Genomic DNA, 13,417 nt, shown 5'->3' with positions numbered 1-13,417 from the left:
CAATGATTTCCACGCCTTTGTATTGACATAGATGACGGAAAATATCAATTAAGTCCTGTCTAATTTTGTAGTAAATGGATTTTCTACGGTACTTAGGTGTGAAAACTATGTGATATTTGCACATCCATTTAGTATGTGATAAACTGTAACTGGTTTTAGCCATTTCTTTTTCCTCCTTTATCTAACCTGAACAATTAGATTATATCAGGAAAAAGAAATGGAAGCTCAAAGCCTTGTCAGCCACCAGCATAGCTGGTGGTTTTCTTGTTTTTCTCTACGAGAAAAACTGGCTCGAAGCCATAATAAAAAGATCCTATCCAACAAATATTGGAGTAGAATCTTAAGTTAATGATATTGGGGTATCCCCCACCGTTTTCACGAGTTCTTTTCATTATTCTGTGGATGAGGGCGCAACCATCATGGATGTCTTGTTCAGTCACTTTTGCTTATATTATTAGTTTTTTACTGTATCGGTTGCAACATCCTCACCAAACCATTTTTGGGAGATTTCTTGGAATTTACCTTCTTTATATAATTCAGCAAATGCCTTATTAATGTTTTCTACGAGTGTAGTATCTGATTTACGAGCACCGACTGCGAAGGCTTCATTTTCAAAACCTGCATCAATGATGTTGTAATCTGCGATAATTCCCTCTTGTTGCAAGTAATAATTTGCATATACACGGTCAATCAAGAGGCCATCGATACGATCGTTTTTCAAGTCAATCAAGGCTTCATTGAAGGTCGCATATTGACTTGCATCGTTATTTTGAACAATATCTTTCAAAATAGCTGGTTGTGATTCAAATACTGAGTAACCAGATGAACCTGCTTGCGCACCCAAAATCTTATCCTTCATATCAGATACTTGGCTAATATTGGAAGATTTTTTAGTTACAAGAACTTGTTGGTTATCCATGTAGGGATTTGTGAAGAGAACTTTTTCCTTACGCTCATCTGTAATAGAATAACCATTCCAAATTAAATCAATATTCCCGTTATTCAATTCGGTTTCTTTCAAGTCCCAGTCAATTGGTTGCCATTTTACAGTAATTCCATATTTTTCAAAGACTACATTAGCCAAGTCAATATCGAAACCTGTGTAAGAACCATCTGTCTGTTCAAATCCCATTGGAACAAAGGTCTTATCAAAGCCAATCGTAACGGATTTTTCAGACTCGTAGGCTGTCCAATTATCAGACTTAGTAGCCGAATCATTGGAGCCACAAGCAGCAAGAGTTAAAGAAGTTACAAGAGCAAGAGCTCCAAGCATCATTTTTTTAATATTCATCATCATATTTGTTCCTTTTCTTAGTGTTTCGGTTCAATTTTGATGATTTCATCTGCGATATTCTCAGCAAACTGCATATCATGGGTGACCACAATTTGCGTGATTCCAGTAGCCCTATTTTCAAGAATCAGTTTCTCAACTTCTTTTCTTAATTCAGGGTCTAGGGCCGAAGTTGGTTCGTCATAGCCGATAATCTCAGGATCAATCATCATCGCACGCGCCAAAGCCACACGTTGTTTCTGTCCGCCCGATAATGAAAATGGGTAGGCAGTTGCGTGGTTAGCAAGTCCAAGAGTATCCAAGAGTTTAAGGGCCTTGTCTTCCGCCTCTGAACGCGACATATTTTGCGTTTTCATAGGAGAGAGAACCAAGTTTTCCAATACGGATAGGTGCGGGAAAAGCTGGAAGTCCTGGAAGACAAAGCCCAGCAAATGTCGTTTTCCCAACTCCTCTAACGGCAGTTCTTGACCATTATACATCAAAGTTCCTGAATCAATAGTCTCTAAACCAGCCAACATCCGTAAAAGAGTTGTCTTACCACCGCCAGATTGACCAACGATGGCAACAATTTTCCCTTCTGGAATGACCAAATCATAGTTGGAGAAAATCTGTTTATCTTCAAAGCGTTTTGACAAATTGCGTAACTCTAACATGACTTCCTCCTATCTATAATAATCAAATTTCTTTTCTACTTGTTTAGAAATCAGTGTCACCGCACCGATCATCAATAGGTAGATTGCACCTGCGATAAACATAGGCGCCAAGCTGGCATCACGATTGGCAGCAGTACGACTAGCCAACAACAAATCGCTAACCCCAAGTGCATAGACCAAAGAAGTATCCTTTACCAAAGTCATGACTTCATTGAAAACACTTGGCAGGACAATTTTCACGACCTGTGGTAAGACAATATAGCGAATGGTCTGAACAGGGGTAAATTTCAATACCTTAGCCGCTTCATACTGACCTTTTGGAATAGCTTCAATACCACCACGGAAAATTTCAGAGAAATAGGCCGCATAGTTGAGCGTAAAGGCCAGAATCACTGCAGGCATTCGGTCAAATGTAATACCCACACTTGGTAAAACGTAATAAACAAAAATTAATTGTAAAAGCAAGGGGGTTCCTCGCATAATTAATACATAGAAATGCAATAACCATTGTAAGGGTTTAAATTTAATCTGCATTAAAAAAGCGAAAACAGCTCCTAATGGCAAGGATAATATCAATACTAGAAAAAATACTTGCAAGGAGACTGCTGCACCATTTAGTAGACTGGGCAGAACTTCCAAAACATAATCCATAGAGCTCTCCTAAAAGAATGATTAGGTTTTAGTATATCAAAAAATATCCTTAATTTCAAAGGATTTTTCAGAATTTTTAATAAATTTAACCAAAATTTTGTATATTTTTCAATAGTGCAAAAAGAAGGCTGGAAATCCATGCCTTCCTTCTTCTTATTCAACAGTAACAGACTTAGCCAAGTTACGTGGTTTATCAACATCCAAACCGCGTTGCAATGTCGCATAGTATGCAATCAACTGTGTCGGAACGACCATAGCAATCGCTGACAAGAATGGATGAACAGTTGTAACAGTAATGTCATCTTCTTCCTTAGCTACTGCTTCATCAACAATTGTCAAGACATTGGCACCACGCGCCACTACTTCCTGAATATTGCCTCGAGTATGGCTTGCAAGGTGTGGATGATTTGAAATCAAAGCCAAGACAGGAACACCGTCTTCAATCAAGGAAATGGTACCGTGTTTCAATTCACCTGCCGCAAAGCCTTCACACTGGATGTAGGAAATTTCTTTCAATTTCAAGCTGGCTTCCATAGAAACGTAGTAGTCACTACCACGACCGATATAGAATGCGTTGCGAGTGGTTGATAAGAGTTTTTCAACTTTTTCAGCAATCACATCTTTTTCTGACAAGCTGGCCTCGATAGATTGAGCTACGATGGACAATTCATGCACCAAGTCAAATTCTTTCGCGTAGGCATTGCCATTTGCATCACCGACAGCCTTAGCCAAGATTGCCAAAGTCGCAATCTGTGCAGTGTAGGCTTTTGTAGAAGCTACCGCAATTTCTGGTCCTGCATGGAGCAACATGGTGTAAGTTGCCTCACGTGATAGGGTAGAACCAGGAACGTTGGTTACGGTCAAACTTGGAATGCCCATTTCATTAGCTTTAACCAATACCTGACGGCTATCAGCAGTTTCACCTGACTGGCTAATCATGACAAAAAGTGGCTTTTTGCTCAAAAGTGGCATATTGTAACCCCACTCAGATGAAATTCCCAACTCTACTGGTGTATCTGTCAATTTTTCCAAGAAGTCTTTTGCGGCAAATCCTGCGTGATAGGAAGTTCCAGCAGCCAAGATATAGATACGGTCAGCTTCTTGTACTGCCTTAATAATATCCGCATCAACTGTTACCTGACCAGCTTCATTTGTATAGGCGCTAATCAATTTACGCATAACAGTTGGTTGCTCATCAATTTCCTTGAGCATGTAGTATGGATAAGTTCCCTTACCAATATCTGACAAGTCAAGTTCTGCTGTATAGCTACCACGTTCAATGGCATTGCCATCATAGTCCATGACTTCAACACTATCTTTTTTCACGATAACCAATTCCTTATCGTGAATTTCCATGTATTCACTCGTCTCACGAATCATAGCCATGGCATCTGAGCAGACCATGTTATAGCCATCGCCCAAACCAATCAAAAGTGGAGATTTATTTTTTGCAACGTAGATAGTATCTGCATCTGTAGCATCAATCAAGGCAAAGGCATATGAACCTTGAATAATCTTCAATGCTTTTTTGAAGGCTTCTAGAGTTGACAAACCTTCTTCTGCAAATTGACCAATCAAATGCACAGCAATCTCTGTATCTGTCTGACCTTTCAAGTCATGACCTGCAAGATACTCTTCCTTGATTTCTGCGTAGTTTTCAATCACACCGTTGTGAACAAGGACATGCCCAGCAGTTTGAGAAGTGTGAGGGTGAGCGTTGTTCTCAGTTGGTTTCCCGTGTGTTGCCCAACGAGTATGACCGATCCCTGTTGTCCCTTCGGTCTTATCGCCAACTTTTGCTGACAATTCTGCAATGCGACCAACAGCTTTCACAAGATGAGCTTGCTCACTACCCGTCACAAAAATACCCGCTGAATCATAACCACGGTATTCTAATTTTTCAAGTCCTTGAATCAAAATATCAGTTGCGTTTGTATTTCCTACAACACCAACGATTCCACACATACATATCACCTACGATGTTTGTTAACATCGGCTTTCATTTCTTTAAAAATTGGTCTAGTCTAATTTATATCCAAAAAGACCAGTAAAATCAGTATATAACAAGATTTCATCCTTGTCAACATTTTAATTGGTCTAGTCTAATTTCAAAATACAGATCCAGTCATCTCATACTCAATGAAAATCAAAAGTAGCCTAGGAAACGAAGCCGAAGATAGAACTGGAGTTCATCAAGGCAAGTTGACAACGGATAATTTTGATTTTCGAAGAGTATCAACACAATAAAAAAGCTGATTCTACTGAACCAGCCCTGTCTTAATAAAACCAAATTCTGAAAGTGGACTAATCCGAAAAGTCAGTCTACCAACAATATCCTCACTAGAAATCAAACCAAAACTACGACTATCCTGTTGATTCGTTCGTACATCATTCAACACCAAATAGTGCCCCTCTGGAATGACGTTGTACTTTCCATTTGTCAAGGTTTCCAATGTAAAGTCATCTGTATAACTTTCTTGTGAATGAGGCGTTTTTAAATAGTTCTCTGTAACAATAATATCATTACGATAGAGAACATCGTCCATATAGGTAACCGTCTCGTTTTCCAAAGCAATCACACGACTCACATACTCTTTTCCCTCATGGTTATACAAAATAAAATCTCCATGAATCGGGCGGACATTTCGCACCGTCATGATAAAGTCGTTTTCCTTCAAATAACTATTTGCCATCTCAGGGGTAATCGTGACTGGCTCAAGTAACCAAAATCGTAGGCCAATGATTCCAAAAATCAATAAGACCAATAAACTGATTTGTTTTATTAAATCTCTTTTTACCATAATCTCTCCATTTCACTAGTATTATACCACAATTTAGAGCTATTAGTGTCTGAGATGCTGGTAAATCTCTTCAGCAATAACTTGATTTCCTAGCGGTGTCAAATGAAGACCATCGCTATAGTATTCAAGATGTCCCTCCGTCACAGTGTAAAGGTTAATAACTGGTAAACCAAGTTCATTTCCGATAGCTGGGATAATCTTTTGTAATTCATCTTCAATAATTTGATTATTCAATCCAAAACGACTGGTTGGTACGTAAGGCGGGATAACTAAATAAACATCCGGCTGGCTTGATAAAGCCATATACTGCTCGGCCATTTCCCTATACTCTCGAATAAATCTCTCCCTATTCCAATATGGTCCTCGGCTATCGTTACTACCAATCATGATGATGACAATATCTGCTTCACTCTCAAGTGAAAGTTGGGCATTCTTCTCTTTAAAGTAAGGAAAATCTGCAGTTGACTGAAGTGAACGCCCACTCAATCCGTAATTTGAAACTTGATAGTGATACCCAAGTTTCTCAGCTAGAATACAAGGATAGGCATCTTTTTCACGATTCTCCAAGCCATATCCATAAGTCAAACTATCTCCGACTGTTGCAACTTTTACGGTCCCACTTCCAACGGTTAGGACCTCAGGATACATTATATCTGACACACGAACTCCTCAATTTTTCTTATTTTCTATTGTATCATGTTGAAAAAAATAAATAAACTTCTGAATTTGTGATATAATTAACTTATGAAAAAACAAGTTATTATTATAGGCGGAGGAATTGTTGGCTCTACTGCAGCCTTTTATCTCTCCCAAGAAGAACAAGTCAATCTTACTCTCATTGATTTAGGTATTGGAACAGCCACACGAGCTGCCGCAGGTATCATCTGCCCATGGATGGCTCAGAAAAAAAATAAAGACTGGTACAAGCTGACTTCCGATGGTGCTGTTTTCTACCGTCAATTGGTAGCCGATTTGGAAAAATCGGGTGCTACTGAAATTCCATTCAAACAGACTGGAACCATCGGCCTAAAAAGTAAGCCTGAACTACTTGATAAAATCCAAAAAATTGCCGAGGAACGTCGCGTAGATACTCCGACTATTGGCGAAATTACTCCGCTTATAGGCTCGGAAATTAACCAGTACCTGCCACTACTTAAGCCAGACTATTTTGGTATCCATTTAGAAGGTGGCGGTCGTATTGATGGTGGGCGTTTGATTGATATTCTTCAGGAACAATTTTTGAAAAATGGTGGTACACGTATCTACGGACAAGCAAAACTGCTCGACAACCATACTGTCGAAGTTGATAATCAAGTGCTTACTGCTGACCATATTATCTTAGCCACAGGGGCCTGGTTGCCACATATTCTTGAACCTCTTGGTTATCAAGTGGATGTTCGACCACAAAAAGGACAATTGTTAGAATTAGATACAGAATTCGATACTGATAATTTGCCAGTTTGTATGCCTTACGGAGAGATTGACATCCTACCATTTGAAAATGGAAAAATCATTATTGGTGCAACTCATGAAGATGATATGGGGTACGATTTAGAACTAGACCCTGAAAAAATCCAAGCCATGCATGATAAAATAGCCGAATTCATGCCTGATTTGGCAAACTATCCTGTAGCCAGAACTCGCATTGGAACGCGCGCCTATACTTCAACGTATTCTCCATTCTACGGAAATATTGAGGATATGCCTAATGTCTGGGTAGCTAGTGGTCTAGGCTCTACCGGCCTGACAAATGGCCCAATTATCGGTTGGCAAATTGCTAAAGAAATTCTCAATCAAGAAACAAACTTTGACCGTACACCATATTCTCCAAATAGATATATTCTCAAAAAATAAGATACAATAAGTTTAGATTCTACTAACCCTTTAAATGTAGATACTAAGACTAGTTGTTATCCAACCAATAAATACAATAAGCAACGGGGGAACCTCGTTGCTTATTTCTATCTAGAATACTACCATTCTAGTCTCAAACTACTAAAGAATTATCTATGGCATGTTATAGTAACTATAGGAACTAATTCACTTAAAAAACTAATTCGTTGAAAATATTTCTTTTACTTACGTCTTTTCTTTAACAAACCTAAAGCACTACCAAGAACAAGAGTCAATAGACCGACTCCCATAATCTGTCTTGAAGTAGGTGTACTTACTTTCGAAGATTGTTCTACGCCTAAAATTTGTTTTGCACCTGCTTGAGATTGAACTCCCATATTCTTACCAGATTCAATAGTATTATTTGAGGTTTGTGAGATATTTTCTACGAGCACTACAGGCTCAGAAGCAGATGAAACCGTTTCAACTAACTCTGTCTCCTTGTGTTCCATAACAATTTCTGCTTTAGACACCTGATGCTCTGTGTTATTAGACTCTAATAACACAGTATTCTGATAGCTCATACCTATCTCAGTACTATTTGAGTTTGAAGACTGAGCAATGGTGGCTTCTAGCAATGGAGACCCTGCTTCTACTAAGCTTGATTCTAGCAATTCTTTCTTAATAATTTTTGATTGAACAGAGATTAGCCCTTCAGTATTTGGTTTTCTAACCTCTCTTTTCGATAACGAAGAAACTTCCACTTCTGCATTCGTGTCTCTCTTAGAACCGATAAGGGGGATAGCTACTGGTTCAATCACTGGATTATCCAGATTAACTGATGAAACAGCAGTTAGAGAGGTAGCTGCATGAATTTCAGGTTTGTTTACAGATACAGTTTCGACATTCGTTGGTTCGCTCGAGATTGGTTCTGCAATTTCTGTCTCTCTAGCCTGAATGGAGTCTTTTTCAAGCGGAGTAGCTACAGATTCAGTTTCGGCATTCGTTGGTTCGCTCAAAGTTTGTTCCGCATTTTCTGTCTCTCTGGTCTGAATGGAATCTTTTTCAAGCGGAGTGGCTACAGATTCAGTTGTGGAACTATCTGCATATGCCGAGGAACCACGGGGAGTAACTGAAGAGGTAGCTGAATGGATTTCAGAATTGTCGACAAGTTCAGCTTCAACACTAGTTGATTCGCTCGAGGTTGATTCTGCATTTTCTGTCTCTCCGGCTTGAATGGAGTCTTTTTCAAGTGGAGTAGCTACAGATTCAGTTACGGAATTATCTATATACGTCGGGGAACCATGAGGAGTAGCTACATCATTAATAGGAGTGACCACAGATTCAGTTTCGACATTCGTTGGTTCTACAAGAGAGATTTCTACATTTTGATGTGGTATTGAGTCTGGTTGTTCAGAAACAACCGCCTCCACTCTATCTTCTTCTTTGTCATTTGCACCCCCTACGATTAGGGTGTCTGACAGAAGTTCCGAATTCTGATTTTCAACTTTTTCTGACTCAAGAAGCTCTTCAACTTGGTCTATCTCATCATTTTTTACATCTTCTTCAACAGCTACTACTAGCGAATCCGTTTCTGACGTTTGCATGTTTCCTGATAGTTCTGAACCAAATTCATCCTTGTTTTCAATAATTATTGGTAATGTATCTGCCTCTTGTGCAAAAACATTATCTCCCTCAGCCTCTACAGAAGATGTCGTTTGGGCCTCCACTGGAAAATGCAATTGATCGGTATCATCTGCAATAATACCTGCATTCTCTGTGTCTGCTTCCAAATTTGTGGGACTCGTTTCTTGAGATGATAGAGAATCAACATCTGAAACCGTTGAACGATTACCTACTGGTAAATCTGGTGCCAAAGCATTTCCAACTTCTGAAATAGGAAAATCTAAACTCTTTAAACTATTTAAACCATTTTCCAATGCACCACTTAGCGTCTCAGAACTTTCTGCCTTTTGAATAGATAGAATTCCTTGATTATAGAGATTATTTAGTTTTTCAAGATAAATCAGCCGCATTGATTCTGGCAATTCAGATTGTCCTTGAATAGACAAAGTCAACGCCTTCTTTGTATCGGCTAATGTCTGACTAGCTGTTTCTTTAGCTTTTGCAAGCGGATTGAAATATTCTTCCCATAAGTCTTGACCCAGACGGATTGTATGGACATAATCCAAAAGCGCTCCAGCTGAATTATTTTTCATATGATTATTCAAACGTGGATTTCCGGAAGCATCACGAGTAATTCCCATACGCTTCAAGCCAATTTGTTCTTGTTGATCATCAGAATCTGTGATATAGACAGCCTTAATCTTACCTTGATTGTCGTACTCAGCACCCCATACCGTCACAATATGCGTTGCATAACCTAATGTTCTATAAGTTAAGCCGAGTAATCCTTTGCTCTCCAAAACAGTTCGAACATCCTCACCAAAACGCTCATAGCTACCACTGAAAATACGATTTGTCAGTTTTTTCTCTTTGAAAACGTCGTAGAAAAAGCCACCCCTACTATCTGGTACTAACTGGCTATCTTCCAGATTGACACCGCCCTGTGCCTTAGGTTTATATCCGTTAATAAACAAGTCAACTAAGGCATCTGACACAAAACCATTTGTACGATAACCATAGTAAGTTTTGAACATATCAAAAACTCGACTATTTTGTTGATTTTGGAATGAATTAATATAGCGCCGTAAGTCCGTTATTGCGTAGTTTTCTTCAACATTTACTGTACCCTTTTTTTCTTTGAGATATCGCTCAACATAGGAACTATTCTGTTCCAACCACCAATGTACCATGTTTGAAGACACAGCTGCAAAACAAAGATTAAGGTCAATAAATGAAGCATTTAGACTTTTATTGGTATCATAGTAGCCTTTTCCAGCCTCAAACGGTGCTGTATAGTTTAAATAGTCTCCATACTTCTCCTTTACAAAACCACCGCTTTGTTCCATTGCAGGAGGAGTAATTCCATGAGCCCATATAATTTGTCGTTGCTCGCCACTCTCCGTTTTATAACTGGTCTGATTCAAAATTTCTTTTGTCTCAGCAACCTCTATCTGATTTTGCTCATTTGTCGTAACTTCTGTGTCGTCTCTAGAAACTGCATTCTCGTCCCCATTGTCCGATTTCATCTCTACCGCACCTTCTCGTTCAGCACCAATAGATGATGGGATGTTATCTACTACTTTCTCTACAATTTCAGAGCTAGAATCATCAAAAGAGCCTAATTTTTCTGATTCAGTAGACGCCTCTTCTTTTTCTTGTAATTCCTCAATCGTTAGATTTTCTCTTGTAGTAACTGTGTCAGCAACAACAGTCGGTGCATAGATTGCAGTACATAGTAAAGATACAGAAACCAATCCAACTGCTGACTTTCTTAAAGAAAATCGTTCTTGAATTCTCATCTTTCCTCCATTTATATTTATATTCTTTGAACAAGTTATTCTTACTCTTATTTATTTTTTATATCAACACCCCAAAATCATTTAGAGACAAAAAATCTATAACAGCACGTATTTAACTTATTCTCTAATTATTACAAAAAGGTCCAAGCGGACCTTTTTATTATTTTACTGTACGAACACGCATAGTGTTTGTTGAACCTGCAACACCTACAGGCACACCAGCAACGATAATAATGTCATCTCCTGCTTCAACAAGACCTTGCTCTTTGGCAATACGTTCAGCCAAATCAAACATATCGTCAGTTGAATCTGGACGTTTTGTTACAATTGGAATAACACCCCAGTTAAGCATCAATGATTTTTGTACTTTCTCAGTAAATGTTACTGCCAAGATGTCCGCATCTGGACGGTATTTAGAGATCGAACGAGCTGAGTAACCTGTTTCTGTAACTGTTACAACTAGTTTGATGTCCATTGAGTGACATGCGTCTTTTACTGCAGAAGCAATAACTTCTGTTTTAGAGGCACGATTAAACTGATCAGAGTTCAAACGACCATATTCATTAAGAAGAGTCTGTGCGTTTTTAGCGATAGTTGCCATTGTACGAACTGATTCTACTGGATATTTACCGTTTGCAGACTCACCTGAAAGCATTGTTGCGTCAGTACCATCGATAACTGCGTTGAATACGTCTGATACTTCTGAACGAGTTGCACGTGGTTTTTCAGTCATTGTTTCCAACATGTTTGTTGCTGTGATAACTGCTTTACCAGCTGCATTCACTTTAGTGATAATCATTTTTTGGTAAACTGGAACCATTTCAAATGGTACTTCGATACCCATGTCACCACGAGCAATCATGATACCATCTGCTGCTTCGATGATTTCGTCGATGTTGTCGATACCTTGTTGGTTTTCGATTTTCGCAAACAATTGAACGTGATCGTTACCAGTTTCTTTACAGATGTTACGAACAACTTCTACGTCTTTTGCAGTACGTACAAATGAGATAGCAATAAAGTTCAAACCTTGCTCAAGACCGAAGCGGATATCTGCATTATCACGCTCTGCAAGAGCTGGGAAAGGAATTTTTGTGTAAGGGATGTTTACACCTTTTTGTTTAGCAATTACACCGTCGTTTTCAACCAAAACAACAAATTCACGGTTTACTGCATCTTTTTCAACAACTGTCAAACCAAGTTTGCCATCATCAACAAGGATTTGCTTACCAACTTCAACATCATCAAAGACATCCAAACCACCTGCTACGTTCAGGGCAATCACTTCTTTTGTAGATTTGATACCTTGTTTTGTAGCAACACGCAATTTGTCACCAGTTGTATATGCGTATTCTTTTGCATCATCTTCAAACAATTCTGTACGGATTTCTGGACCTTTTGTATCCAACAAGAAACCTACTTTTTTACCAGCGATTTCTTCTGCACGACGAACTGTTGCCATACGATCACCTTGCTCTTGGTGGTCACCGTGTGAGAAGTTGAAACGGAAAACATTGGCACCTTCTGTAATCAAAGCAGCAATTTTCTGTGCTGATGACTCAACATCCAATTTTTCACCCCAGTAACCATCGTCACCGAATTTTTTACCACCGCGGATTTCTACCGCTGGACCAAGGGTTGCAACAATTTTAACACGTTTGTTCATCTTAACAAAACTCCTTTTATTTCAATGGTCATATGACCCTTAATTAACACTTTTAAACAATGATACCTAGATTGACAAGTTACGGTTCAAATCAGCCAACTCCAAATCTGCTTTATGTGGATTATTAACTACAATCTTGCCATCAGTAGTCAAGCTAAACAAGGCACCTTCTTCTGCAGTTCCAAGAATTGGATTTTCAACCATTTGCTCGTTACGGATACCTACCGCAAGACCACCACGGCCTTCTTTAAGCAATTTAACGGCATGAGCTCCCATACGAGAAGCAAGTACACGATCACGCGCTGTTGGAGAACCACCACGTTGGATATGACCAAGTTCTGTCACACGAAGATCACTTGTATCGCCTGCTGCTTTCAATTCTTCAGCAAACTGTGCCGCTGGCATAACACCTTCGGCCAAGACAATGATGCTATGTTTCTTACCTTTATCGTAACCCGCTTTAATACGGTCAACAACATCGTTGATATTGAAGTCTTCTTCTGGAACAACAATAACATCTGCACCAGAAGCAATACCAGCCCAAAGAGCGATATCACCTGCATGACGTCCCATTACTTCAATGACGAAAGTACGACGGTGACTTGATGAAGTATCGCGAATCTTATCAATCGCATCCATAGCAGTTGTTACAGCTGTGTCAAAACCGATTGTAAAATCTGTCCCCACGATGTCGTTGTCAATGGTACCAGGTACACCAATAGCTGGGAAACCATGCTCCGTCAAGCGCATTGCTCCGTGGTAAGAACCGTCACCACCGATAACAACTACACCTTCAATACCATGTTTTTTCAATTGCTCAATCCCTTTAAGTTGCCCTTCTAATTTGGCAAATTCTGGATAACGAGCTGAACCAAGGAATGTTCCTCCACGTGAAATAATATCACCTACAGAACGTGCAGACAATTCATGGATATCACCCGCAACCATACCTGCGTAACCTTCGTTGATTCCATAAACTTCCATTCCTTCTGAAATTGCTTGACGAACAACTGCACGAATAGCAGCGTTCATACCAGGGGCGTCACCACCACTGGTCAAAACAGCAATACGTTTCATTCGTTAATGCTCCTTTAACT

The 13,417-nt window shown here is 39.3% G+C and carries 11 protein-coding genes; 1 reads left to right on the top strand and 10 read right to left on the bottom strand.

What is annotated here, in order from left to right; genetic code table 11:
* The 7 genes from ODU45_RS02715 to ODU45_RS02685 form a co-directional block, all read right to left on the bottom strand.
* Window positions 1-163: transposase (locus ODU45_RS02715; protein ID WP_172029287.1), on the bottom strand; the 163-nt coding region annotated here is incomplete at its 3' end.
* A 291-nt stretch (window positions 164-454) separates the two neighbouring features.
* Complete coding sequence (locus ODU45_RS02710) at window positions 455-1,297, bottom strand: amino acid ABC transporter substrate-binding protein (RefSeq protein WP_205026710.1); 843 nt, start codon at window positions 1,295-1,297, stop codon at window positions 455-457.
* Window positions 1,298-1,311: 14 nt separating this feature from the next.
* Complete coding sequence (locus ODU45_RS02705; RefSeq protein ID WP_009909533.1) at window positions 1,312-1,944, bottom strand: amino acid ABC transporter ATP-binding protein; 633 nt, start codon at window positions 1,942-1,944, stop codon at window positions 1,312-1,314.
* A gap of 9 nt (window positions 1,945-1,953) precedes the next feature.
* Window positions 1,954-2,595 carry an amino acid ABC transporter permease gene (locus ODU45_RS02700; protein WP_002940990.1) on the bottom strand — a complete coding sequence of 214 codons (642 nt, stop codon included), beginning with the start codon at window positions 2,593-2,595 and terminating at the stop codon, window positions 1,954-1,956.
* Window positions 2,596-2,748: 153 nt separating this feature from the next.
* Complete coding sequence (gene glmS / locus ODU45_RS02695; protein ID WP_398580716.1) at window positions 2,749-4,560, bottom strand: glutamine--fructose-6-phosphate transaminase (isomerizing); 1,812 nt, start codon at window positions 4,558-4,560, stop codon at window positions 2,749-2,751.
* A gap of 293 nt (window positions 4,561-4,853) precedes the next feature.
* Window positions 4,854-5,396 (bottom strand): signal peptidase I, encoded by a 543-nt coding sequence (lepB, locus tag ODU45_RS02690; protein WP_024401810.1) that lies wholly within the window; start codon window positions 5,394-5,396, stop codon window positions 4,854-4,856.
* A 42-nt stretch (window positions 5,397-5,438) separates the two neighbouring features.
* A complete protein-coding gene (locus tag ODU45_RS02685) occupies window positions 5,439-6,056 on the bottom strand; it encodes a GDSL-type esterase/lipase family protein (RefSeq protein ID WP_398580715.1) in 618 nt (205 codons plus the stop codon).
* A gap of 84 nt (window positions 6,057-6,140) precedes the next feature.
* Here ODU45_RS02685 and ODU45_RS02680 point away from each other — a divergent pair, with 84 nt between their 5' ends.
* On the top strand, window positions 6,141-7,250 hold the full coding sequence (locus tag ODU45_RS02680) for an NAD(P)/FAD-dependent oxidoreductase (protein ID WP_398580714.1): 1,110 nt from the start codon (window positions 6,141-6,143) through the stop codon (window positions 7,248-7,250).
* A 221-nt stretch (window positions 7,251-7,471) separates the two neighbouring features.
* Here ODU45_RS02680 and ide-Ssuis read toward each other — a convergent pair whose 3' ends face one another.
* The 3 genes from ide-Ssuis to pfkA all read right to left on the bottom strand — a co-directional run bounded on the left by ide-Ssuis (window position 7,472) and on the right by pfkA (window position 13,397).
* Window positions 7,472-10,654 (bottom strand): host-specific IgM cysteine endopeptidase Ide-Ssuis, encoded by a 3,183-nt coding sequence (gene ide-Ssuis, locus ODU45_RS02675; protein ID WP_398580713.1) that lies wholly within the window; start codon window positions 10,652-10,654, stop codon window positions 7,472-7,474.
* A 160-nt stretch (window positions 10,655-10,814) separates the two neighbouring features.
* The gene (gene pyk / locus ODU45_RS02670; protein ID WP_044754844.1) at window positions 10,815-12,320 is read right to left on the bottom strand and encodes a pyruvate kinase; all 1,506 of its coding nucleotides are present in this window, start codon (window positions 12,318-12,320) and stop codon (window positions 10,815-10,817) included.
* A 66-nt stretch (window positions 12,321-12,386) separates the two neighbouring features.
* Entirely contained in the window at window positions 12,387-13,397 is a 1,011-nt protein-coding gene (gene pfkA, locus ODU45_RS02665) for a 6-phosphofructokinase (RefSeq protein WP_024381452.1), read from the bottom strand.
* Window positions 13,398-13,417: the final 20 nt, after the last annotated feature.

It is taken from the genome of Streptococcus sp. 2022WUSS135 (genome assembly GCF_044427045.1).
Lineage (GTDB): Bacteria > Bacillota > Bacilli > Lactobacillales > Streptococcaceae > Streptococcus > Streptococcus hashimotonensis.
Note: the sequence above shows the minus strand (reverse complement) of the source record. Positions and strands in the feature narration are given on the sequence as shown.